The 23,975-nt window shown below is 58.8% G+C and carries 25 protein-coding genes; 19 read left to right on the top strand and 6 right to left on the bottom strand.

The genetic code is table 11. The annotated features are described in order from the left end of the window. Positions 1-149: 149 nt before the first annotated feature. The 8 genes from BN32_RS07990 to phoB all read left to right on the top strand — a co-directional run bounded on the left by BN32_RS07990 (position 150) and on the right by phoB (position 10,481). The gene (locus BN32_RS07990) at positions 150-1,859 is read left to right on the top strand and encodes an NADH-ubiquinone oxidoreductase-F iron-sulfur binding region domain-containing protein (protein ID WP_040425569.1); all 1,710 of its coding nucleotides are present in this window, start codon (positions 150-152) and stop codon (positions 1,857-1,859) included. Then, a complete protein-coding gene (gene fdhF, locus BN32_RS07985; RefSeq protein WP_019197629.1) occupies positions 1,856-4,621 on the top strand; it encodes a formate dehydrogenase subunit alpha in 2,766 nt (921 codons plus the stop codon). The genes BN32_RS07990 and fdhF overlap by 4 nt, the downstream gene beginning before the upstream one ends. Positions 4,622-5,216: 595 nt before the next feature. Next, on the top strand, positions 5,217-6,227 hold the full coding sequence (gene pstS / locus BN32_RS07980; protein ID WP_019197628.1) for a phosphate ABC transporter substrate-binding protein PstS: 1,011 nt from the start codon (positions 5,217-5,219) through the stop codon (positions 6,225-6,227). Positions 6,228-6,349: 122 nt separating this feature from the next. Next, complete coding sequence (pstC, locus tag BN32_RS07975; RefSeq protein ID WP_040426130.1) at positions 6,350-7,339, top strand: phosphate ABC transporter permease subunit PstC; 990 nt, start codon at positions 6,350-6,352, stop codon at positions 7,337-7,339. Between the two features lie 3 nt (positions 7,340-7,342). Beyond that, on the top strand, positions 7,343-8,188 hold the full coding sequence (gene pstA / locus BN32_RS07970) for a phosphate ABC transporter permease PstA (RefSeq protein ID WP_019197626.1): 846 nt from the start codon (positions 7,343-7,345) through the stop codon (positions 8,186-8,188). Beyond that, complete coding sequence (gene pstB / locus BN32_RS07965) at positions 8,185-9,012, top strand: phosphate ABC transporter ATP-binding protein PstB (RefSeq protein WP_019197625.1); 828 nt, start codon at positions 8,185-8,187, stop codon at positions 9,010-9,012. The genes pstA and pstB overlap by 4 nt, the downstream gene beginning before the upstream one ends. A gap of 26 nt (positions 9,013-9,038) precedes the next feature. Beyond that, the gene (gene phoU, locus BN32_RS07960; protein WP_040425568.1) at positions 9,039-9,755 is read left to right on the top strand and encodes a phosphate signaling complex protein PhoU; all 717 of its coding nucleotides are present in this window, start codon (positions 9,039-9,041) and stop codon (positions 9,753-9,755) included. 24 nt (positions 9,756-9,779) lie between these two features. Further along, positions 9,780-10,481, top strand: coding sequence for a phosphate regulon transcriptional regulator PhoB (gene phoB / locus BN32_RS07955; RefSeq protein ID WP_019197622.1), 702 nt, complete (start codon positions 9,780-9,782; stop codon positions 10,479-10,481). Between the two features lie 47 nt (positions 10,482-10,528). Here phoB and BN32_RS07950 read toward each other — a convergent pair whose 3' ends face one another. Next, on the bottom strand, positions 10,529-10,876 hold the full coding sequence (locus BN32_RS07950; protein WP_040425567.1) for a hypothetical protein: 348 nt from the start codon (positions 10,874-10,876) through the stop codon (positions 10,529-10,531). Positions 10,877-11,216: 340 nt separating this feature from the next. Between BN32_RS07950 and pqqA the strand changes: the two genes are divergently transcribed. From pqqA to pip, 6 genes are all read left to right on the top strand, one after another. Continuing rightward, the gene (gene pqqA, locus BN32_RS07945) at positions 11,217-11,297 is read left to right on the top strand and encodes a pyrroloquinoline quinone precursor peptide PqqA (RefSeq protein WP_040426128.1); all 81 of its coding nucleotides are present in this window, start codon (positions 11,217-11,219) and stop codon (positions 11,295-11,297) included. Between the two features lie 158 nt (positions 11,298-11,455). Beyond that, positions 11,456-12,382 (top strand): pyrroloquinoline quinone biosynthesis protein PqqB, encoded by a 927-nt coding sequence (gene pqqB / locus BN32_RS07940; RefSeq protein WP_019197618.1) that lies wholly within the window; start codon positions 11,456-11,458, stop codon positions 12,380-12,382. Beyond that, positions 12,379-13,143 (top strand): pyrroloquinoline-quinone synthase PqqC, encoded by a 765-nt coding sequence (gene pqqC / locus BN32_RS07935; RefSeq protein WP_019197617.1) that lies wholly within the window; start codon positions 12,379-12,381, stop codon positions 13,141-13,143. Before pqqB ends, pqqC begins: the two co-directional genes overlap by 4 nt. Positions 13,144-13,148: 5 nt before the next feature. Further along, complete coding sequence (pqqD, locus tag BN32_RS07930; protein ID WP_040425566.1) at positions 13,149-13,457, top strand: pyrroloquinoline quinone biosynthesis peptide chaperone PqqD; 309 nt, start codon at positions 13,149-13,151, stop codon at positions 13,455-13,457. Then, positions 13,454-14,656: a pyrroloquinoline quinone biosynthesis protein PqqE gene (gene pqqE, locus BN32_RS07925; protein WP_019197615.1), complete on the top strand. Its 1,203-nt coding sequence runs from the start codon at positions 13,454-13,456 to the stop codon at positions 14,654-14,656. Before pqqD ends, pqqE begins: the two co-directional genes overlap by 4 nt. After that, complete coding sequence (gene pip, locus BN32_RS07920; RefSeq protein WP_019197614.1) at positions 14,646-15,629, top strand: prolyl aminopeptidase; 984 nt, start codon at positions 14,646-14,648, stop codon at positions 15,627-15,629. Before pqqE ends, pip begins: the two co-directional genes overlap by 11 nt. 80 nt (positions 15,630-15,709) lie before the next feature. Here the strand turns inward: pip and BN32_RS27115 are convergent, their stop codons facing one another. Next, positions 15,710-16,045, bottom strand: a complete 336-nt coding sequence (locus BN32_RS27115) for a hypothetical protein (protein WP_019197613.1) — start codon at positions 16,043-16,045, stop codon at positions 15,710-15,712. Between BN32_RS27115 and BN32_RS07910 the strand changes: the two genes are divergently transcribed. Both BN32_RS07910 and BN32_RS07905 read left to right on the top strand, forming a co-directional pair. Beyond that, a complete protein-coding gene (locus BN32_RS07910; RefSeq protein ID WP_244438109.1) occupies positions 16,044-17,123 on the top strand; it encodes a PQQ-dependent sugar dehydrogenase in 1,080 nt (359 codons plus the stop codon). The two genes, BN32_RS27115 and BN32_RS07910, sit on opposite strands and share 2 nt — an antisense overlap. Beyond that, a complete protein-coding gene (locus BN32_RS07905; RefSeq protein ID WP_244438108.1) occupies positions 17,071-17,787 on the top strand; it encodes a c-type cytochrome in 717 nt (238 codons plus the stop codon). Before BN32_RS07910 ends, BN32_RS07905 begins: the two co-directional genes overlap by 53 nt. A gap of 18 nt (positions 17,788-17,805) precedes the next feature. On the opposite strand, the gene BN32_RS07900 is transcribed toward BN32_RS07905, so the two are convergent. From BN32_RS07900 to otnC, 4 genes are all read right to left on the bottom strand, one after another. Continuing rightward, complete coding sequence (locus BN32_RS07900) at positions 17,806-18,165, bottom strand: c-type cytochrome (RefSeq protein WP_430641898.1); 360 nt, start codon at positions 18,163-18,165, stop codon at positions 17,806-17,808. Positions 18,166-18,240: 75 nt separating this feature from the next. Then, a complete protein-coding gene (locus BN32_RS07895) occupies positions 18,241-19,518 on the bottom strand; it encodes a PQQ-dependent sugar dehydrogenase (protein ID WP_019197609.1) in 1,278 nt (425 codons plus the stop codon). A 257-nt stretch (positions 19,519-19,775) separates the two neighbouring features. After that, positions 19,776-20,183 (bottom strand): arsenate reductase (glutaredoxin), encoded by a 408-nt coding sequence (gene arsC / locus BN32_RS07890; RefSeq protein WP_019197608.1) that lies wholly within the window; start codon positions 20,181-20,183, stop codon positions 19,776-19,778. Beyond that, on the bottom strand, positions 20,180-20,836 hold the full coding sequence (gene otnC / locus BN32_RS07885; protein WP_019197607.1) for a 3-oxo-tetronate 4-phosphate decarboxylase: 657 nt from the start codon (positions 20,834-20,836) through the stop codon (positions 20,180-20,182). The genes arsC and otnC overlap by 4 nt, the downstream gene beginning before the upstream one ends. Before the next feature lie 136 nt (positions 20,837-20,972). Here otnC and ltnD point away from each other — a divergent pair, with 136 nt between their 5' ends. From ltnD to otnK, 3 genes are read left to right on the top strand one after another with little or no spacing between them, the layout of a single operon-like run. Then, positions 20,973-21,884 carry an L-threonate dehydrogenase gene (gene ltnD / locus BN32_RS07880; protein WP_019197606.1) on the top strand — a complete coding sequence of 304 codons (912 nt, stop codon included), beginning with the start codon at positions 20,973-20,975 and terminating at the stop codon, positions 21,882-21,884. A gap of 19 nt (positions 21,885-21,903) precedes the next feature. Then, positions 21,904-22,695, top strand: coding sequence for a 2-oxo-tetronate isomerase (gene otnI / locus BN32_RS07875; RefSeq protein WP_040425565.1), 792 nt, complete (start codon positions 21,904-21,906; stop codon positions 22,693-22,695). Continuing rightward, positions 22,692-23,966: a 3-oxo-tetronate kinase gene (otnK, locus tag BN32_RS07870; protein WP_019197604.1), complete on the top strand. Its 1,275-nt coding sequence runs from the start codon at positions 22,692-22,694 to the stop codon at positions 23,964-23,966. Before otnI ends, otnK begins: the two co-directional genes overlap by 4 nt. Positions 23,967-23,975 lie beyond the last annotated feature (9 nt).

Below are 23,975 nucleotides of genomic sequence, written 5' to 3'. Positions count from 1 at the left end.
CGGGCCGGCGGCCATCGGAACTCCGTTTCATATTGCAAGGGACTACAGCAATCGGCTGTTCTGAGCTAAGACATTGGAATAATTCTTGGCATACGAAATGCCAGAAGCTATCGTCCAAAGCTCGAAGCACCTGCAAATGAGACATTCGAATGAGCCATAGCGTCCAGACAGTTCAGCCATTCGAACACCCGGGAGAGGGGCGCAAACGCGCCAAATCAACCCCCAAGGGCCGCCAAATTGACCCCCAAGCGGCTGAAGAAATTGAGATTTTGCTCGGCGACCGGTCGCGGCAGCGGGACCTCCTGATCGAGCATCTCCATCTCATCCAGGACACCTACAACCAGATTTCTGCGGCTCATCTTGCAGCCCTTGCCGACTCGATGAAGCTGGCTTTCTCGGAGGTGTTTGAAACCGCGACCTTCTACGCGCACTTCGATGTGGTCAAAGAAGGCCAGCCCGACCTTCCGCCGCTGACCATCCGGGTTTGCGATTCTCTCACCTGCGCGATGCTTGGCGCGGAAACGTTGTTAGGCGAGTTGAAGAAGAGCGCCGGGCCGGGCGTACGCGTGGTGCGCGCGCCTTGTGTGGGGCGCTGCGACACGGCGCCGGCTGCGGAGGTGGGGCATAATTTTGTCGATCATGCGAGCGTTGAGAGCGTTCTGGCTGCCGCGAAAAGCGGCGACACGCATGCGCACCTGCCGAAGTACATCGATTACGATTCGTATGTCGCCAAGGGTGGCTACGCGTTGCTGACGAAGTTGCGCTCCGGTGCGATGACGAAAGAGGATTTGCTGAAGGCGCTTGATGACGCGTCGCTGCGAGGTCTTGGCGGCGCAGGTTTTCCAACCGGCCGCAAATGGCGCGCCGTGCTTGGCGAGCCGGGGCCGCGCCTGATGGCGATCAATGGCGACGAAGGCGAACCGGGGACTTTCAAGGATCGCTATTATCTTGAAACCGACCCGCATCGCTTTATCGAAGGCATGCTGATCGGCGCGCACGTTGTCGAAGCGCCCGATGTCTATATCTACCTGCGCGACGAATATCCGGCATCGCGCGAAATCATTGAACGCGAAATCAAGAAGCTGCCACCGGGCGGTCCAAAGCTGCATCTGCGCCGCGGCGCAGGTGCGTATATTTGCGGTGAAGAATCCGCACTGCTCGAAAGCATTGAGGGTAAGCGCGGACTGCCGCGCCATAAGCCGCCATATCCGTTCCAGGTCGGGCTGTTTGGTCTGCCGACGTTGATCAACAACATCGAGACGTTGTGGTGGGTGCGCGACATCGTTGAGAAGGGCGGCGACTGGTGGAAATCGCAGGGTCGCAATGAACGCCAGGGCCTGCGCAGCTATTCGGTCTCCGGGCGCGTGAAGAACCCCGGCATGAAGCTCGCACCTGCAGGTGTCACGGTACGTGAGTTGATCGACGAATTCTGTGGCGGCATGGCCGATGGGCACACGTTTCGCGCGTATCTGCCGGGCGGCGCCTCGGGTGGCATTCTGCCGGCGTCGATGGACAACATCCCACTCGATTTTGGCACGCTGGAAAAATACGGCTGCTTTATCGGGTCCGCCGCGGTTGTCATTCTGTCCGATAAGGATGAGGTCAAGGATGCAGCGCTGAACCTGATGCGCTTCTTTGAGGATGAGAGTTGCGGCCAGTGCACGCCATGCCGTGTCGGAACACAGAAGGCTGCGACGCTGATGGAACAGCGCGTCTGGAACCGCGATCTGCTCGATGAATTGAGTCAGGCGATGCGTGACGCATCCATTTGCGGTTTAGGGCAGGCGGCTTCAAACCCGCTAACCACCGTCATCAAATATTTTCCCGAGGAATTCGCGCCCAAGGAAGCTGCAGAATGACGAAGATCCAATTTGAGCTGGACGGGAAAATGGTCGAGGCCCAGCCGGGCGAGTCGATCTGGCAGGTTGCCAAGCGTGAAGGGACCGAGATTCCGCATCTTTGCTATTCGCCGGAACCAGACTATCGCGCCGATGGCAATTGCCGCGCCTGCATGGTCGAGATCGAAGGCGAGCGCGTGCTGGCTGCTTCCTGCAAGCGTATGCCGAATGTTGGCATGAAGGTGAAATCCGCGAGCGCGCGTGCTGTCTCCGCCCGCAAGATGGTGATGGAGTTGCTGGTCGCCGATCAACCGGCACGCGAGACGTCACACGATCCGGATTCCAAATTCTGGAACTGGGCCGACAGGGTCGAGGTCACGGAAAGCCGCTTTCCTGCCAATGATCGCTGGGCGGGCGACAGCAGCCATCCGGCCATGAGCGTCAATCTCGATGCTTGCATTCAGTGTGGGCTGTGCGTGCGTGCGTGCCGTGAAGTTCAAGTCAACGACGTCATTGGGATGGCGTACCGCAATCACGACGCCAAGATCGTGTTCGATTTCGATGACCCCATGGGAGAGTCCACCTGCGTCGCGTGCGGCGAATGCGTACAGGCGTGTCCGACCGGCGCGCTGATGCCGTCCGCGTATCTCGACGCCAACCAAACCCGCACAGTTTACCCCGACAAGACAGTCGCTTCGCTCTGTCCGTTCTGCGGCGTCGGTTGCCAGGTGGAATATCAGGTCAAGGACGAGAAGATCGTCTATGCCGAGGGGCGCGACGGTCCCGCCAACCACAATCGCCTCTGTGTGAAGGGGCGATTCGGCTTCGACTACATTCATCATCCTCATCGGATTACGAAGCCGCTGGTGCGGCTGCCGAATGCGAAGAAGGATGCCCGCGATCAGGTTGATCCCGCCAATCCCTTCACGCATTTCCGCGAAGCGTCGTGGGAAGAAGCCCTCGACATCGCGGCGAACGGCCTCCTCAAGATCCGGAATGAGAAGGGTCTGAAGGCGCTCGCGGGGTTTGGCTCGGCGAAAGGATCTAACGAGGAAGCCTATTTGTTCCAGAAGCTGGTGCGGACCGGCTTTGGCTCGAACAACGTCGATCACTGTACGCGGCTGTGCCACGCGTCTTCGGTCGCGGCCTTGATGGAAGGTCTGAACTCAGGCGCTGTGTCGGCGCCGTTCGCTGCCGCAGCGGATGCGGAGGTGATTATCGTCATCGGCGCCAATCCGAGCGTCAATCATCCTGTCGCCGCGACCTTCATCAAGAACGCGGTGAAGAAAGGTGCGAAGCTGATCGTCATGGATCCGCGCCGGCAAACCTTGTCGCGTCACGCCACCATGCATCTGCAGTTCAAGCCCGGCAGCGATGTTGCGATGTTGAATGCTATGCTGCACACGATCATCACCGAGGGTTTGACTGACGCGCAGTACATCGCCGGCTACACCGAGGGATTTGACGATCTCAAGGAGAAGATCAAGGAATTCCCGCCTGAAAAAATGGAGCCAATCTGCGGTATTCCCGCCGAGACGCTGCGCGAAGTTGCGCGCATGTATGCGAAGGCGAAGTCCTCTCTCATCTTCTGGGGTATGGGCATCAGCCAGCACATTCACGGCACCGACAACGCCCGCTGTCTGATCGCGCTGGCTCTGATCACCGGGCAGATTGGGCGGCCGGGCACCGGACTACATCCGCTGCGCGGACAGAACAACGTGCAGGGCGCCTCGGATGCCGGCCTCATCCCGCTTGCCTATCCGGACTACCAGCGCGTCGAACAGGACCAGGTGCGCGAGTTGTTCGAGAAGTTCTGGGGCCAGCCACTCGACCCGCAGCGCGGGTTGACTGTGGTCGAGATCATGAACGCGATCCACGCCGGCGATATCAACGGCATGTATATTGAGGGCGAGAATCCGGCGATGTCCGATCCGGATTTGCAGCATGCGCGTGAAGCGCTCGCGAAGCTTGACCATCTCGTGGTGCAGGATCTGTTCGTGACGGAAACCGCGTTCCATGCCGATGTCATCCTTCCCGCCTCCGCATTTGCCGAGAAGGTCGGCACGTTCACCAACACGGACCGGCGTGTGCAGATTGCGCGCCAGGTGATCAAGCCGCCCGGCGACGCAAGGCAGGATCTCTGGATTATTCAGGAGATCGGCAAGCGCATGGGTCTCGACTGGAATTACAGCGGTCCCGCGGATGTCTTCACGGAAATGACGTATGTCATGCCGTCACTGAAAAACATCACGTGGGAACGGCTTGAGCGTGAAGGTGCAGTGACTTATCCGGTCGACGATCCCTTCAACCAGGGCAACGAGATCATTTTCACCACCGGTTTTCCGACGGAAAGCGGGCGCGGCAAGATCGTTCCGGCGCGCGTCACGTCGCCCGACGAAATTCCGGACGACGAATACCCTATGGTGCTCTCGACGGGCCGCGTGCTTGAGCACTGGCACACGGGATCGATGACGCGCCGGTCTGAGGTGCTCGACAGTATCGAGCCGGAAGCAGTTGCTTTCATGTCGCCAAAGGATATGCGGCGGCTGAACGTGTGGCCGGGCGATTTCATAAGACTGGAAACGCGCCGCGGCGCTATCCAGGTCAAGATTCGCTCCGATCGCGACGTGCCGGAGAACATGGTGTTCATGCCGTTCTGTTACGCCGAGGCGGCAGCAAACCTTCTGACCAATCCCGCGCTTGATCCGTTCGGGAAAATTCCTGAGTTTAAGTTCTGCGCTGTGCGTGTGGAACGCGCAGAGATTCGCACTGCGGCGGAGTGAGAACCAGTAGGCCGATGTAGAGGGCACGACGCTCGATGCCGCCGTACCCTTTATTGTGCGGCGCCGGACCGGATAATTCACAGTTGAGTATCGGCTGGACCACGCAGCCGGATTTCCCGCGGTCGCATATCTGCATAATCGCCAGATCTTGCCGCGCGTGCGCGGCTTTATCGATTGGCGTGCGTCTGAGTTCGCTCACAGTGGCAACAGTGGCACATGACTCGTTCAAGCCTAAATCGCTCGCTGATTGAGCATTTTAGGCAATCGTAGGCAGGTGACCGGCTGGGAGCCCGTCAGCTTGACCAGAAGCGCTCAGCCATTCTGCACGGAGCTTCGGAATTAGCGCCGATCGCGGGGCGTACACAGTTGTTAAAAATTCCTTTCGGCCCACATTTTGAACGGGCAAGATGAGGTGTAATTCGTGAAATATATCAATGTGATAAGCGGGTGAGTTCAGAAGTGTTCTGTGCCGTCACACGGTGTCACACGACTGTCATCCAACCTCCATAAAAGCTCTATGCCGGACCTCTAAGGAGACGGCCCCGGGAAACAATCTCCGATGATTGTGCACCCGCTCACACGATGGAGAGACCCAGTGAATTTCGTCAAAACAGTCGTCGCTGCTGGCCTTGTCGCCGTATCGACCTCGGCCTTTGCCGCCGACATCACAGGTGCGGGTGCGACGTTCCCGTTCCCCGTCTATTCGAAATGGGCTGACGCTTACAAGAAAGAGACCGGCAATGGTCTGAACTACCAGTCGATCGGTTCCGGCGCCGGCATCAAGCAGATCCAGGCCAAGACCGTGACCTTCGGCGCGACCGACGCGCCGCTCAAGGCTGAGCAGCTTGAGAAGGATGGCCTCATTCAGTGGCCGATGGTGATGGGCGCGATCGTGCCTGTCGTGAACCTCGAAGGCATCAAGCCAGGCGAACTGGTGCTCTCCGGTGAACTGCTCGGCGACATCTATCTCGGCAAGATCACCAAGTGGAACGATCCTGCCATTGCCAAGCTGAACGCGAAGCTTACCCTGCCTTCGGATGCCATCACCGTCGTGCGGCGCTCGGACGGGTCGGGAACAACCTTCAATTTCACCGACTACCTGTCCAAGGTCAACGCCGAGTGGAAGGCCAAAGTCGGCCAGGGAACCGCGGTTGAGTGGCCCACCGGCGTCGGCGCCAAAGGCAACGAAGGCGTTGCAGGCAACGTCGGCCAGACCAAGAATTCGATCGGTTACGTTGAGTATGCTTACGCCAAGCAGAACAAGCTGACCTATGCAGCGATGACCAACAAGTCTGGCAAGACCGTTCAGCCGACTGTAGCGTCATTCCAGGCTGCGGCGTCCAACGCCGATTGGGCCAAGGCTCCCGGTTACTACGTGATACTGACCGACCAGCCGGGCGAAGGCTCATGGCCGATCACCGCTGCGACCTTTATCCTCATGCACAAGGTTCCGGTCGACAAGGCTGCGTCCGCGGAAGCGATCAAGTTCTTCAAGTGGTCGTTCGAGAAGGGCGCCAAGATGGCTGAGGATCTCGATTACATTCCGATGCCCGAACCGGTCGTCAAGATGATCGAAAAGACCTGGTCGGCAGACATCAAGAGCTAAGCAAACGTTCCGGAGGAGAGGCCAGCCTCTCCTCCGCTTTCTTTGACGGCGACCGGCGCCAGACGTGTACGGCCAGCAGACATCAACTAGAGTGAGTGGGACAGGGGACGAGCGTGGCAGAGATGGCCGTTCAGAGCACCTCGATAGACGAAGCCGGGCCTTACGACCGCGCGAAGGCACTGAGCGCCTTCAAGTTCGGTGACAGGGCATTCTACTGGACCACCCGAGCCTGTGCACTCGCGGTCCTTCTCATTCTCGGCGGCATTATTCTCTCGCTGATAGCGGGCGCGTGGCCTGCGATGAAGGAATATGGGTTTGCGTTCCTTTGGACGCAGCGCTGGGCGCCGTCCGCCGATCCACCGGTTCTCGGTGCCCTTGGCCCGATTTACGGCACGCTGGTGACGTCAGTGATTGCGATGATGATCGCTATTCCGATCGGTATCGGCATCGCAATCTTTCTGACCGAGTTGTGTCCGCAGTGGCTGCGTCGGCCGATCGGCATGGCAGTCGAACTCCTCGCCGGCGTTCCGTCGATCATCTACGGCATGTGGGGTTTCTTCGTGCTTGGCCCGTTCCTGGCAAATACCTTTCAACCCTTCATGATCAAGATATTCAGTGGCGTACCTATTCTCGGCACGATTTTCGCGGGGCCTCCGTCTTATCTGAGCCTGTTCAACGCCGCGCTAATCCTCGCGATCATGGTGCTGCCGTTCATTACCTCGATCTCGGTTGACGTGTTCAAGACGGTCCCGCCCGTGCTGAAGGAGGCCGCTTACGGTGTCGGTTGCACTACCTGGGAAGTCGTTCGTAACGTCGTCATTCCCTATACGCGGGTCGGCGTGATCGGCGGCATCATGCTGGCGCTCGGCCGCGCGCTCGGCGAGACGATGGCCGTCACCTTTATTATTGGAAATTCGTTTCGGATATCCTCATCGGTCTTTGCGCCCGGTACGACAATTTCAGCTGCAATCGCCAGCGAATTTGCCGAAAGCGACGGCCTGCACCAGTCCGGCCTCATTCTGCTTGGCCTGCTCCTGTTCGTTCTGACGTTCTTTGTGTTGGCCGCCGCGCGGTTGATGCTGATGCGTCTTGAGAAGAAGGCGGGGAACTGAGCCATGAACCCGATTTATGCTTCCCGCCGCCGTTCTGACATTGTAGTCCAATTTCTGTGTCTCGGCGCCGCACTGTTCGGCGTTACCTGGCTTGCACTAATTCTGTTCACGCTGTTCTACAACGGCCTTGCGGGTCTGAATCTTCAGATCTTCACCGAGAACACGCCGCCGCCAGGATCAACCGAGGGCGGACTGCTCAATGCCATCGTCGGTTCGATCATCATGACGGTCCTCGGTGTCGGCATTGGCGCGCCGATTGGACTGTTTGCTGGCACTTATCTCGCTGAATACGGCAAGCACGACCGGCTGACGTCGGTGATCCGCTTCATCAACGACATCCTGCTGAGCGCGCCGTCGATCATCATAGGCTTGTTTGTGTACGGTGCAGTGGTGGTGCCGATGGGCGGATTCTCGGCGTTGGCGGGCACACTGGCGCTGGCGGTCATCGTCATTCCAGTTGTGGTGCGTACGACTGAAGATATGCTTGGCCTTGTCCCTAACCCGCTGCGAGAAGCGGCGTCTGCGCTCGGCTTGCCGCGCTCGCTGGTTATCAAACGTATCGCCTATCGTGCTGCGCGCTCAGGTCTCATCACCGGTGTGTTGCTGGCCACCGCGCGCGTTGCCGGTGAAACCGCGCCACTGCTGTTCACGGCGCTCAGCAACCAGTTCTTTAGTCTCGACCTTACCAAGACGATGGCCAACCTTCCGGTGACCATCAACAACTTCGTCCAGAGCCCATACGAATACTGGAAGCAGCTCGCATGGAGCGGCGCTCTGCTGATTACCCTGACCGTACTTGCCCTTAACATTGGCGCGCGCATTCTTGGCGCCGAGAGGACATCGAAATGAGCGAACAGCTTTCAGTGAGTGTTGATCTTCCACGCGGGCACGTGCCTGGGATGGCTGGCCATGCCGAACCGCGGGCCAAGGTGACAGCGCGTGACCTAAATTTCTACTACGGCGAACATCACGCCTTGAAGAACATAAACCTTACTCTCGGCGAGAACCGCGTCACCGCGTTTATCGGTCCGTCTGGCTGCGGTAAATCGACATTGCTGCGTATCTTCAATCGGATGTACGATCTCTATCCGGGCCAGCGCGCGGTCGGACATCTCATGCTGGATTCGACCAACATGCTTGATCCAAAGCTCGATCTCAATCTGTTGCGCGCCCGGATCGGCATGGTGTTCCAGAAGCCGACACCATTTCCGATGACGATCTATGAGAACATCGCGTTCGGGATCAGGCTCTATGAGAGGATTTCAAAGTCGGAGATGGATGGCCGCGTCGAGGCCGCATTGAAGGGCGGGGCGCTCTGGAACGAAGTCAAGGACAAGCTGAACGCCAGCGGTCTCAGCCTGTCGGGCGGCCAGCAGCAACGCCTGTGCATCGCGCGGACTGTCGCCGTTCGCCCCGAGGTGATCCTGTTCGACGAGCCTTGCTCGGCGCTCGATCCGATCTCGACTGCGAAGATCGAAGAACTGATCCAGGAGCTGAAGGAAGACTACACAATCGCCATTGTGACGCATAATATGCAGCAGGCGGCGCGTGTGTCGGACAAGACCGCGTTCATGTATCTCGGCGAACTGATCGAATTCGACGACACCAACAAGATCTTCACATCGCCGACCGATCGGCGCACGCAAGACTACATCACCGGCCGCTTCGGCTGACGCGTATTTCGCGGGAGAGAAATATCATGGGTTCAGATCACACAGCCAAGGCGTTCGATGAAGACCTTCAGGAACTCAATCGGCTTGTCGCCGAGATGGGCGGCCTGGCCGAACGACAGATCGTCGATTCCGTTGACGCGCTGATCCGGCGTGATGTTGTGCTCGGCAAGCGCGTGGTCGCTGCCGATCTTGATATCGACAAACTGCAGCATTTGATCGAGGAGCGTGCGGTCCTGACGATTGCACGCCGTCAGCCGATGGCGGTCGATCTGCGCGAGATCGTCAGTTCGATGCGCGTTGCGACTGACCTCGAGCGTATCGGCGACCTTTCCAAGAACATCGGCAAGCGCGTTGCTGCGCTCGATAGTGATTTCCATCCGCTGAAATTGATCCGCGGCCTCGAGCACATGACCGACCTTGTGCAGTCGCAGGTGAAGTCGGTGCTGGATGCCTACGCGGCGCATGATCTGCCTGCCGCCATGGTGGTCTGGAAGGGCGACGAGGAGGTCGACGCGATCTGCACCTCGCTGTTCCGTGAGCTGCTGACCTATATGATGGAGGATCCGCGCAACATCGGCTTTTGTATCCACCTGATGTTCTGCGCGAAGAATATCGAACGGATCGGCGATCATGCGACCAATATTGCAGAGACCGTGTTCTATATGATCGAAGGCCAGCAGATGATCGATCAGCGCCCGAAGGGTGACATGACGAACTTTGCAACGGCCGCGTCAGGAAGCTAACGTGTATCAACTGAAGGATCGAGCATGAGCGCCCGAATTCTTGTGGTCGAGGACGAAGAAGCGCTAACGACGCTGCTTCGCTACAACCTTGATGCCGAGGGTTACGACGTCGAAACGGTAGCACGTGGCGACGATGCAGATACGCGGCTCAAGGAGCACATTCCTGATCTTATCGTCCTCGACTGGATGCTCCCCGGTCTGTCCGGCATTGAGCTTTGCCGTCGGCTGCGTGCGCGGCCCGAGACCAAGCAGATTCCGATCATCATGCTGACGGCGCGCGGCGAGGAAAGCGAGCGGGTGAGGGGGCTTGCGACCGGTGCGGACGACTACATCGTGAAGCCGTTCTCGGTGCCTGAACTGCTCGCGCGCGTGAAGGGTCTGTTGCGGCGCGCCAGTCCTGAGCGCCTCGCCAGCGTGCTTGCATTTGGCGACATCGAACTGGATAGAGACAGGCGGCGCGTTGCCCGCTCGGGCCGTCCGATCGATCTCGGGCCGACTGAGTATCGGTTGCTGGAATTTTTCCTTGAGCATCCGGGGCGCGTGTTCAGCCGCGAGCAGTTGCTCGATGGCGTCTGGGGACGCGACATCTACATCGACGAGCGCACGGTAGACGTTCACATCGGCCGGCTGCGGAAGCTGCTGAACCTCGGACGCGAATCGGACCCGATCCGCACCGTCCGCGGCGCGGGCTACGCGCTCGACGATCGCTTCGCCAAGGCCGAGTAGAAGGCGTGTGGTCTGTTGGACGGAATCTGCCGACGGCCAGATGCAGCTTAGCGATCTGACGATTCCATGCGTCCGGCATAGCGTGGCAATTCGGCTGACTTGTCCGGTTTGAGGACGCCCATCACAGCGCGCGCGTGCCCAAGGCTGATGACTGCGATGTCGCGGGTGGGCTGGCCTGCGCGGGGTTGCGCTTTTTCAACCAGCAGCAATCCGCCTTCCTCGTAGATTTTTTCCGTGCCGACACCTGTCCAGAGCGTTTCTCTCGCGTCGTAGAAATCTTCAACGCTTTCCGTAGTGAACGCGATTTGATCAATATCGAGTTTATAGCCGAGCCGCTCAAACCGGCTGACAATGTCTGCGTCCGACATTTTGATGCGCGCGCGAGGCAAGCTCAACGTGGATTTCCTCCCTGTTGCAGGCTTTCTCACCGTGGTGCGGCGGAAGGCTGCATGGACCCATGATGTTGTGGAGAATCGCGCCGTTTGCGGCGTCATTATTGGCGACAGGTTGGGTGTGGCGGGTACGGGTGTAAAGTCCCCTTTCTGAGAAACCGGCCTTTCGCGTCGCAGCAGGGTCCGAGCCCGGCGTTGGTGCGTCGCACACGCCAGCGTGCTTCACTCACAAACTTGTGCCGCCAGCGGCTGAAATTCGATGGCGGGGTTTGGAAACTCCATGTTAGCCTTGCCCTTGACGAGGATGCAAAGTCCCGTCCCGCTAATGGGCAAGGAGACCAAAATGGCCTGGAAGACCCCAAGGATCGTCGAAGTGCCGGTCGGCATGGAAATCAACATGTATGCCTGCGCGGCGCGGAAGTAGCACGCAACGCGCTATCAAACTCGCAGTGAAGCGATCCAGTTTGCGTCAGGAATCCCTCGAATGACGAGGTGTTCGTGCGCGGTGTCGGATTTGTTGGCGTCTGTGATGCCGACGTCTGCCATCAACCAATCCGGTCATTGAATCGAAGGCGGAGCCTAATGCGCGTCGTCGTTCTTGGGGCTGCGGCGGGCGGCGGAGTTCCTCAATGGAATTGCAATTGTGAGGTCTGTCGGGTCGCGCGCGATGAGCGTCCCGAACTGCGTGCGACACAGGCGTCGGTCGCCGTTAGTGCGGACGGTGAACACTGGTTTCTGATCAATGCCTCGCCGGATCTGCGCCAGCAGGTGATTGCGACGCCGCAGCTCCACCCCAGGGCAGGCCAGCTGCGGCACAGCCCCATTGTCGGCGTCATTCTGACCAACGGCGAAGTGGATGCTGTGGCCGGACTGCTGTCCCTGCGGGAGGGATGGCCGTTTACGATCTACGCCCACCAGCAGGTTCTTTCCATCCTCAAGTCGAACAGCATTTTCAATGTGCTTGATGAAAAGCGCGTGCGGCGAGAGCCGATTGAGTTTGACGTGGCATTTGAGCCGAAACTCCCTGACGGTTCTCCGTCGGATCTCGAGGTTCTTCCATTCGCCGCCCCCGGAAAGCGGGCATGGTACCTCGAAGGTGAGACACGTGCTGACGGCACCGAAGATCTTGGCGATACACTAGGCCTCCGGATCTCCGACAAGCGGAGCGGGGAGCGCCTCTATTTTCTCGCTGCCTGCGCGGCGCTGACCCCAGAGTTGAGGCAGCGTCTTCAAGGTGCGCCCCTGATTTTCTTCGACGGGACATTGTGGCGCGACGATGAACTGATCGCCGCAGGCCTCGGCGTCAAGACTGGACAGAGAATGGGGCACATGGCGATGTCTGGCGAGGACGGGGCGATGGCCGCCCTTGCGGACCTCGGTATTACCCGCAAAATTTTCCTGCACATCAACAATTCGAATCCAGTCCTGCTTCCAGGCTCTGCGGAGCGTCAGGCTGCCGACCGCGCGGGCTGGCAAATTCCTTCGGATGGGATGGAGATCATCATTTGATCGCGACGAGTGTGTTTGCACTAAAGGCAGGAACTTCGCTTGCGACAGCGGATGAACTCGAGACTGCGCTACGAGAGATTGGCGCGACGCGCTACCACAACCTGCATCCGTTTCACCGGTTGCTGCATGGTGGCAAGCTCAACAAGGGACAAGTGCAGGCTTGGGCGCTGAACCGTTACTACTATCAGAGTTCCATTCCGATCAAGGATGCGGTCGTGATTTCGCGGTTCCGCGATCGCAATATCCGGCTCGAATGGCGGCATCGGATCGAGGACCACGATGGCGATGTCGACACGGAGGGCGGGATCGAACGCTGGCTGAAACTAACCGAGGGGCTTGATCTGGACACCGCTTACGTCGAATCCGCCGAGGGAATTCTCCCCGCAACGCGCTTCGCCGTGGATGCCTATGTGCACTTCGTCCGAGATCGGACGCCACTTGAGGCAATCGCATCATCCCTGACCGAGCTGTTTGCCCCGAACCTGCACGAGGAGCGCATTTCGGGAATGCTCGCGCATTACGATTTTGTCAATCCGAGTATCATGAGCTATTTCAAGCGGCGCATGGAGCAAGCACCGCGCGATGCCAATTTTGCCCTCGATTTCGTCAAGAAGCATGCAAAAACGCCGGAAGAACGTGAAGCCGTCTGCAATGCACTGATCTTCAAGACCAACGTGCTTTGGGTCCAGCTTGACGCGTTATATCATGCCTATATCGATGGCCATGTTCCGCCGGGTGCTTTTGTGCCGGAGAAGGGCTGAAGGCATTGCGAAGCCGACGGATCGACATAACTGAGCAGAGCCGGCCGGTGCTTGCACGGCATGCGAAGCTGAAATTCGACGAGGCGCGGCAAGTCTGGGTTATTCTGGTGCCGGAGAGGGTGCTTGCACCGGATGAGATTGCGGTGGAAATTTTGCAGCTCTGCGATGGCGTGCGGAATGTCGATCAGATCATCGACGTTCTTGCCGCGAAGTATGCCGCTGATCGTAGTCTGATCGGCGCCGATGTTATCGCAATGCTGCGAGACCTCGCGGAGAAGGGCTTTCTCGCGGAGGCACAGGACACCAAACCATGAGTCCGACGCTGACCGATGCTTCTCGTGTACGCGCCGATCCATCCGATGGATTGGCGGTGCTGGAGGCGCGCAAGTCGCAGGCGGAAACTTTCGGCATTCCATTGGCGGTCCTTGCAGAACTCACACATCGCTGTCCGCTGCAATGCCCATACTGTTCGAACCCGCTGGAGCTTGAGCGTGGCGGCGCAGAACTCACCACCGATGAGTGGAAGCGCGTTCTGAGTGAACTCGCCAAAATCGGCGTACTCCAGATTCATTTTTCCGGCGGCGAGCCGACGGCGCGTAAGGATCTCATTGAGATCGTTCAGCATGCCACCAATGTCGGACTATATTCAAACCTGATCACGTCTGCTGTGCTGCTCACGAAGGACAAGCTGGCCGCTGTGGCCGATGCGGGGCTGTGCCATGTCCAGATCAGCTTTCAGGGCAGCGAGTCGGGCGTGGCTGATCGTGTCGCCGGATTGAAAGACGCCCACACGAAGAAGATCGAGGTTGCGGGTTGGGCCCGTGAGCTTGGTCTGCCGTTGACGGTGAACGCGGTCATGCATCGCCAGAACCTGTTTCAGCTTGCGGATGTTATTCAGATGGCCGTCGATCTCGATGCCGACCGGCTCGAAGTTGCCAACGTTCAATATTACGGCTGGGCGCTGAAGAACCGTGCAGCGCTGATGCCGACAATGGAACAGATCGATGAAGCCTCGCGCATCGTCGAGGAGGCGGAGGTGCGGCTGAAAGGCATCCTCGCTATCGATTATGTCGTGCCGGACTACTATGCGTTGCGTCCCAAGAAATGCATGGGTGGCTGGGGACGGCAGTTCTTCAACATCTCGCCGTCGGGCAAGATCCTGCCGTGCCATGCGGCGGAAACGATCACGGGTCTCAAATTCGAGTCGGTGCGGGATCATCCGATTGCGTGGATCTGGCAGAATTCGGAAGCATTCAACCGGTATCGCGGCACTGGCTGGATGCCGGAGCCGTGTCAGAGCTGCGAGTACAAGGAAGCCGATTACGGTGGCTGCCGCTGCCAGGCCTTTGCGTTGACCGGGAATGCCGGCAACACCGATCCGGCCTGCGCGCTCTCGCCAGTTCATGAACAGATTTTCAGGGCTGCGATGAATGAGGCGGCCGGTGGCGACCGACGCTTCATCTATCGCAATTTTTCCGGCGGCACGCTCGAGGCAGATACGCATGGGGCCTGACGCCGCCGACATTGTGACTTCGGGTAAACAGGCAGGTCGTTCTGCACCGCTCTCCGCACAGCATATGACGGTTGGTGACGGTCACGAGATTTATGTTGAGACAGTCGGACGCGCGGATGGCATTCCCGCGGTCTATCTCCACGGCGGCCCCGGCAGTGGCTGCCAGCCCGATCATCGGCGATTGTTCGATCCGCTGCGGTTTCACGCGGTGCTGTTCGATCAGCGTGGCGCGGGCAGGAGCCGCCCCAACGGCGCGCGCGATGCCAATACGCTGCCGCATCTGATCGCGGACATGGAAATCATCCGCGAAAATTTTAGGTTCGAGCGATGGCTCGTAGTCGGCGGCTCGTGGGGGGCGACGCTGGCGCTGGCCTACGCGCAGGCTTATCCGCAGCGCATTAGCGGGATCGTTCTACGCGCAACGTTTCTGGGGACGCGGGGCGAATTGGAAGGCGCGTTTCTCGATCGGCTGCCCTGTCTCTATCCGGGTTTGAACGAGGACTTCCTGGGTCTGCTTCCTCCTGAGGAACGTTCGCGACCGCTTGAGGCCTATTGGCGGCGTATTCTCGATATTGATCCTGCTATCCACGGACCCGCGTCTCGCGCCTGGCACGACACCGAGCGCATTCTGTCGGAGCATAAGCCCGCGAAAACACGGCTTGATCTTGCTTCGGTGAAAGATGTTGCGCGCGGTCTTCCGTCGACACCATTCATGGAGGCTCATTACTTCCAGAACGGATGCTTCATGCAGCCCAGACAACTCTTGAAGAATGCCGGACAGTTAAAGGGGATTCGCGGAACAATCGTGCAGGGACGTTACGATCTGCTTTGTCCGCCCTCCACTGCGCACGCGTTGCTGAAGGTCTGGCCGGACGCAACCTTCCGGATGGTCGAGGCTGCTGGCCATTCGCTGTATGATCCCGGTGTGAGAGATGCGGTCATAGCGGCGATCGATGAACTGTCACAAGCCTGAGAGGGAGGACGAGCACGTTTTCCGATTGAAGACCGGAAGAGAAGTAGGGGAAACTGTAACCTTAGGTCCATGCGTGCCTGTTACGGCACGTAATAAGGGCCTTTTCGCAGGGAGAAACGAATGACGATGCTATCATCCGCGTCACGTAGCGTGTTACTTGCAAGCGTTTTCGCCGGGTTGTTCGCGTTCAACGCGAATGGCCAACAGCCCACCGCGCCAAGCGACTCATCGCCACCCACTGCAGCGCCGGCACCCGCAACTCCGACGACGCCCGCCACGCCTCCGCTTCCCGCACCAGCGGCCGCAGCACCGGCTCCCGCGCCGACTGCGCAAGCTCCCGCAGCTCCAGCATTGCCGCCCGGTTCACCGCTGATCGGACGTCCGGACAATGCCGCCGCCGCCAAGCTTGCACCCATGTCTATGCCACCGATCGCGGCTGCGGCAGACAGGTTGCCAACAGCCAAGCTGAAGCTGCCGCCTGGATTCAATATCGAGGTTTATGCCTCTGGCATGGCCAATGCTCGCTCACTCCGCGAAGGAGACAAGGGCACGGTGTTTGTCGGTAGCCGCCTCGTCGACAAGGTCTATGCCATTACCAGTAAGGACGGCAAACGCAGCGTCAAGGTTCTTGCTTCAGGTCTTTACCGTCCGAACGGTCTCGCGTTCCACAAGGGGACTCTTTACATCGCTGAGCTTTCGAAGATCTCGAAGATAGAGAATGTCGAGGACAAGCTCGATAATCCGCCAAAGCCGACGATGATCTATGACGACCTTCCGAAGGACGAGGCGCATGGCTGGAAGTTCATCGGCATTGGTCCCGACAATAAACTTTATGTGCCGATTGGCCAGCCGGGCAACAACGTGCTGCCGAGCGACAAGCACGCGCAGATTCGCCGGATGAATCTGGACGGCTCTGGTGTCGAAGTCGTAGCGCTGGGCGTGCGCAACACTGTCGGGTTCGATTGGAATCCGGTAAACAAGCAGCTTTATTTCACCGACAACGGCCGCGACTGGGCCTCTGAGGACATTCCGGAGGATGAACTGAATCGTGTGACGAAGACCGGCGAACATTTCGGAGCACCGTTCTGCCATCAGGGTAATTTTTCTGATCCGGAGTTCGGATGGGGCCGATCCTGCAAGGAGTTCACCGCCCCGGTGGGCTTGATGGGACCGCATACCGCCGTGTTGGGCATGCGTTTCTATACGGGAGATATGTTCCCGAAGACATACAAGAATACGATCTTCGTGGCGCGCCATGGATCCTGGAACAAGAGCAAGAAAGAGGGCGGTGACGTCATTGCCGTCAGGTTAAGCAAGGACGGCACTGTCAAATCGATCGAGCCGTTCATCACCGGATTCCTGGAGGAAAACAAGTACATTGGCCGCCCTGTCGATGTGCAGCAGATGAAGGACGGCTCGCTTCTGGTCTCCGACGACTGGAATGGCGCGGTCTATCGTATCACCTACGGCAAGCAGAAGACGGCTGCAAAATAGACGTCTTGGTTTCACTCATGACCGGAAGCGGAAACGCTTCCGGTCGCTTTCTGAAGTGGTGCCTGTTAGCAACGCTACGGTATTGCTGGAATTTCGAATGCGCTGTTTTCTCGTTTTTCTTGCCCTTGCCATTATACCGGTGGTGGCATGGGCCGAAACAGTTCAGGAGCGCGCCGCGCCGTGTCTGGCCTGTCACGGCGAAAGCGGAAGGTCCGAAATCGAAAATACGCCATCGCTTGGGGGGCAACAGCCAGCCTATGTGTTGATCCAGCTTTACATGTTTCGCGAAAAAATGCGGACCTTCGACATCATGAACGAGATGGCGAAGGATTTGACGGATGACGATCTACGCGCGTTCTCCGACCATATTGGAACTTTGAAGAATCCGCCTCCACCGGATGACGCGGGCGATCCGATGCGTATGCTGCAGGCGCAGGATCTGGCGCAGCGGTACCGCTGCAACGCCTGCCATAACGTCGACTTCGCTGGCCGTGACAACGTTCCGCGCATTGCCAATCAGCGTGAAGATTATCTCGCTAAGACCATGCGCGAGTACAAGGACAACAGCCGCCGTGGCTATGATGCGACCATGGCCGATGTGCTTCAGTCAGTGACCGATCAGCAAATTCTTGATCTAGCCTATTATATCGCCCGGGTGCGCTGACGTTTTCGTACACAATGATCAGTTTGGCAGCGTCACGTCGACTGTTAGCCCAGAATACCAGGCCGCAAGATCGGCGATGTCCGTGTCCGACAGCGGCTTAGCTACCACATTCATGGTCTCATCCTTGCGCTCCTCGGAGCGGAAGGCCTTCATTTGCTTTTCCAGATACATCGCGGGCGAGCCCGCGATGTTGGGCGCCATTGGCATCTTGGAAATTCCGTCGATGCCATGACATGCTGAGCACATCTGAGCCTTTTTGCGTCCGGCCTTGGCATCGGCGGCCTGGATTGTACCGCTAGAAGAAACTATCACGCTCAAGACAAGCAGGCCGACAAATACGCGCACGCTCATTTTCTTGTTTCCGTTTTGCGTCGTCACGTTATGACGCCTATAAAGACCCGCCGCGAAAGAGGTTAGGCTCGTTCGCAGCGGGTATATCGTTATGCCTGATGCTTACTTGCCGTCGTAGGTAATCCTGTAGAGCGCGCCGGCGAGATCGTCGGACACCAGGATCGAGCCGTCACGCAGAGTTGCGATGTCGACAGGACGTCCCGTATATTCGCCGTCCGACGTCAACCAACCAGACGCGAAGACTTCTGTCTTGTCGGCACTGCCGTCAGCTTTGAGTGACGTGAACATCACCCTTGCGCCGACCGGATCCGTGCGATTCCACGATCCATGCTGGGCCGAGAAGATGCCGCCGCGATATTTGGCCGGAAACGACTTGCCGTTATAGAAAGTCATGCCGAGGTCGGCGGCATGGGCGTCCATCTCGACTTCCGGATACACGACGTTGGCCGGGGGAGTATCGGTCTTGTACTCGACGGTGCGAACCTTGCCGCCGCCGAAATACGGGAAGCCGAAGTTCTGCCCCATCTGGGTCGCACGGTTCAACTCGCCGGGCGGGATGTTGTCGCCCATGCCGTCGACCTGATTGTCCGTGAACCAGAGCTGATTGTTCTTCGGGTTGAAATCCATGCCGACCGAATTACGGACGCCCTGGGCATAAACTTCGCGGTTCTTGCCATCCTGATCGATGCGGATGATGCCGCCGATCCCGTGCTTCGCATAGCCTTCAAGTTTGTCTTTCGCGGGCACGTTGAATGGTTGCCCGAGCGAGACATAAATCTTGTTGTCAGCGCCGACGCGGCAGACACGGGCGGTGTGATTGAAGCTTTCGTCTTCCTTGGGGATCAACTCACCCTGCGGGACGACCACAGCGACAGCGATATCCGGGCTCTCATAGAAGAACTCGGCGGCAGGGAAGTTGAGGATACGGTTCTGTTCTGCAACGAAGAGGAAGCCATCCTTGGAGAAGCAAACACCGTTCGGAATGGTGAAGCTGACAGACGGAGCGAACTCTTTCACTTCTTCCGCAAAACCAGCCTTGCCACGATCCGTGACGGCGTAGACCTTACTCTTGCGTGTTCCGACGAAGGTCACGACACCTTGCGGTCCGACGGCGATATGCCGGGCGTCCGGAACGAGCGCATAGAGGCTGATTTTGAAGCCAGGTGGCAGTTTGATCTTGGCAAGGTTCGCCTTGATCGCGTCGACCTTGCGGCCGGTCTGCGGCACGGTTGGAATTTCAGTGACGCCGGTCTTCTGGAAATTGCCGAGCTTGTCCAGATTGTTGTTGGGAGTTTGAGCAGATCCGGAAATTGCCGATGCGTAGACAAATGCAACGGCAGCGACTGAAGTCAGGGCGTGATTTTTGAAAGCGTAAAACATGATTTATCCTCCCGGTAGGGTCTAATTTTTGGCGTTTTACGGGCGAGAGCCTATCGCAGCATCACCGTTACGCAAGGTGATGCGCTTCAGAAGTTTTTCTGGCGGCGCAGCATTTCGCCGCGATGGTATCGCGTGATTGTGATTTGTTATGGAAGGAGACAGCCGTTTGAGCGGATGACGCGAGGCTTCCAACCACCAATATTGCGATCGCGAGGGCCGATACACTGCCGGCTGAAGCGCGCCCTTACCGAGATAGATTACGGCTGTGTGACACCGACGACCTCGCCATCCTCTTTGACGAAGGAGGTGACTGGATTTTGCAGCAGTTCAAGCACCAGCTCCGACGGGCGGCAGAGGCGCACGCCTTTGGGTGTCTCGACGATCGGTCGATTGATCAGGATCGGATGGGCCATCATCGCATCCAGCAACTGGTCATCGGTCAATGCCGGATCGGCAAGACCAAGCGCCTCAAACGGCGTACCTTTTTCGCGGAGCAATGCGCGCACCGGAATGTTCATGGCCTTGATCAGGGAGGCGAGTTGGTCGCGGGAAGGCGGCGTATCGAGATACTCGATGACCTTCGGATGTTCGCCACTCTGCCGGATCATTGCGAGCGTGTTGCGCGACGTTCCGCAGGCAGGGTTATGATAAATGGTGATAGTCATGACGAGGTATCCAGTTTTGCGCTTCCAAACGGGACGGCAAGATCGGTGACCTGCTCCGGCGTTAGAGTGCGCGGGTTCATGCCGCGGGTCATCAAATAGAGCTTTGCTGTTTCTTCAAGCTCTTCCATGGCAAAGACGGCAGCTTCGAGTGTATCGCCGGCAACAACTGGACCATGATTGGACAGCAGCACGCAGGAGTATTGTCCGGCGAGCCCGCGGATCGCGTCCGCCACCGCAGAATCGCCCGGACGAAAGTAGGGCAACAGCGCCGTCGCGCCACAGCGCATCATGTAATAGGGCGTCAGCGGCGGAAGCGCCGCCTTCGGGTCGATCTCGGGGAGCATGGACAACGCGACGCAGTGGGCGCAGTGCAGATGCACGACAGCCCGTGCGCCACGCCTCGTTTCATACAGGGCTGCATGGAGTGGAATTTCCTTGGTGGGAGCGTCCCCCGACAGCAGGCGGCCGGATCCGTTCAGCCGCGAAATACGGGCGGGATCGAGAAAGCCGAGTGAGGCATTGGTCGGTGTAACCAGCCAGCCGCCATCGTCAAGGCGGACACTGATATTCCCTGAAGACCCCGGGGTCAGGCCCCGTTCAAACAATGAGCGGCCGAATTGGCAAATTTGATCGCGAAGCCGTGTTTCCGTCATGGGGCCGCCTTTCGGCTCGCTTTTTCCCACGGTTTTGAACGCGGCTCAAATGCCATTTTGGACGCGCCACGAGCCATGCTACCAAACCTCTAACCGCTCGACGCCAACGTACGAGCAAGCAACAAAATGAGGAAACATGTCCATCAAAGTTGGGCGCGTCGGAGTCGTCGGTCTCGGGTCGATGGGCTTTGGCATGGCGTTGTCGCTCATGCGTGCCGGATTCGACGTGGCGGGCTGTGACGTTGCATCGGACATCATTGCGCGCCTTGCCGCAGAGGGGGCCCGGGGCACATCGTCGCCGGCAGAGGCAGCAGACGGCGCCGATGCCGTGGTCAGCGTTGTTGTGAACGCGGCGCAGACTGAGGCTATCCTGTTCGGTGCTAAAGGCGTCGCCGAGACGCTGCCGAAAGGCGCGGTTTTCATATCCTCGGCGACGATGGACCCGGACGTGGCCAGGAGCTTGGCTAAACAGCTTGAGGCGAGCGGCAGGCATTACCTCGACGCGCCGATCAGCGGTGGGGCGCAACGTGCAGCGCAGGGCGAATTGACCATTCTTGCGTCCGGCAGTCAGGCGGCATTTGCCAAAGCGAGGCCGGCGCTCGACGCGATGTCCGCAAAGCTCTACGAACTTGGCGATGAGCCGGGGCAGGGTGCCGCGTTCAAGATGATCAATCAATTGCTGGCCGGAGTGCATATCGCTGTCGCCAGCGAAGCGATGGCTTTTGCGGCGAAGCAGGGCCTCGACATTTGCAAAGTTTATGAAGTGATCACGGCATCCGCAGGAAACTCGTGGATGTTCGAGAACCGAATGCCGCATGTGCTGGACGGAGATTACACGCCGCGTAGCGCGGTCGATATCTTCGTCAAGGACCTCGGTATCATTCAGGACATGGCACGAACCGCGAAATTCCCGGTGCCCGTATCGGCGGCTGCCTTGCAGATGTTTCTGATGACGTCCGCTGCCGGTATGGGCCGCGATGACGATGCCTCGGTGGCGCGAATGTATGCGCGCGTGACGGGAACGAAACTGCCTGGGGAAAAGAACTGACTGTGTATTAGGAGCCGAGATGCCTCACTTTGCCGCCAATCTCAGTATGATGTTTAACGAAGTACCGTTTCTCGATCGCTTCGACGAAGCGGCGAAAGCGGGCTTCGCGGCAGTGGAATTTCTGTTTCCCTATGAGCATTCGCCTGACGATGTTGGCGAGCGGCTTCACCGCAATGGCCTGACGCAAGCATTGTTCAACTTGTTTCCAGGTGACTGGAACAAGGGTGAGCGTGGGTTTGCCGCCTTGCCGAACCGCTTCGCCGATGTGCAGGCTAGCGTCAAGCAGGCTCTCCCGTACGTCAAAGCGACGGGCGTCAAGCGCCTGCATTTGATGGCGGGCATCGCTGACCGGAGCGACCCAAAAACGGTCGATGCATTTTGCCGCTCTGTGGTATGGACCGCGGAGGCGCTGGCCAAGGAAAATGTCGATCTGATGCTTGAGCCGATCAATCCGCGTGACGTGCCAGGTTATTTTCTCAACGATTTCGATTTTGCCGCAGGCGTGATTGGCGACCTCAACATCCCGAACCTGAAACTGCAATTCGATATCTATCACCGGCAGATCGTTCACGGCGACGTCACCATCGCCCTGCGGAAGATGATGCCGATAATCGGACATATCCAGATCGCCAGTGTGCCCTCACGCAACGAACCGGCGGGAGAGGAACTGAACTACCCGTTCCTGTTCGATGAACTGGACCGGCTCGGTTATAACGGCTTCGTTGGTTGCGAGTATCGACCGAAGGGAAATACGGTCGATGGCCTCAGCTGGTTCGGGCCGTATGCCGCGAAAACGGGAGCGCGCGCGTGACGCTGGCGCTGGGCTGCATTGCCGACGATTACACTGGGGCATCTGATCTCGCCAACATGCTGACCCGTTGCGGTTTGCGCACAGTGCAGACCATTGGCGTCCCAAACGATGCGCTGGCGCTGCCCGATGTCGATGCAGTAGTGGTGTCGTTGAAAAGCCGTTCTATCGAGGCATCTCAGGCGGTGACACGGTCGCGCGAGGCCGACAAATGGCTTCGGGCCCACGGTGCATCCCATATCTTGTTCAAGATCTGTTCGACATTCGATTCCACCGACGCCGGGAATATCGGCCCGGTGATGGATGCACTGCGCGCGGACTCGGGCGACGACATCGTGCTTGTGACGCCCGCGTTTCCAGGCACGGGGCGCACGGTCTATCAGGGCAACCTGTTCGTCGGCAGTGTCCCGCTCAACGAAAGCCCGCTGAAGGATCATCCGCTCAATCCGATGCATGACTCCAATCTGGTGCGCGTGCTGGCGCGGCAGAGCAGGTCCAGGATCGGTCTTGTCGATCTCGCGGCTGTCGCAAAGGGTCCCGACGCGATCCGAGCGCGCCTCGCCGAGTTAGCGAAGCAGGGGGCTGGCGCTGCCGTTATCGATGCTGTGTTCGATCCCGAACTTGAAGTTATTGGTCAGGTTGCCCTCGATCATCGGTTGTCGGTTGGAGCGTCCGGGATGGGGCTTGGACTCGCGCGAGGATTGGTCGCGTCGGGCAAGGTAACGCCGGCTTCATCGGGCTCGGATCACAAAGCGATTGGAGGGCCAGTTGCATGCCTTGCCGGAAGCTGCTCACAGGCGACGCTGGCGCAGATCGCGCAGGTGGAAAAATCGATGCCGGTGCTGCACCTCGATCCGGAAGAGATCGTTGCGGGTGAAGCGGAAGCGGAACGCGCGCTTGAATGGGCGCGGGCGAATATCGGCAAGGGACCCGTGCTGATTGCCAGCAGTTCGACGCCTGATCAGGTTTCAGCGCTTCAGGCCAAACACGGTCGCGATGCCGCAGGTCACGCCATCGAGCAGACATTGGCCGCGATCAGCGAGGGGCTTGTTGCCGCCGGTGTGCGGCGTCTCGTTATCGCGGGAGGCGAGACATCCGGCGCCGTGGTGGACCGTCTTGGCATCCCGGCGTTTCTGGTCGGACCAGAAATCGCCGCTGGCGTTCCGGTCCTTCGTTGCGTCGGTTGGGGCAAGGGTGAGGCCGTGATGGCGCTGAAGTCCGGTAATTTCGGCGGTCCGGATTTCTTTAACGACGCCATCCGCCTGATGCCATGATCTCGCGGA

The sequence above is a fragment of the Afipia birgiae 34632 genome (assembly GCF_000308295.2).
Lineage (GTDB): Bacteria > Pseudomonadota > Alphaproteobacteria > Rhizobiales > Xanthobacteraceae > Afipia > Afipia birgiae.
This window is presented reverse-complemented; position numbering and strand designations above follow the sequence as displayed.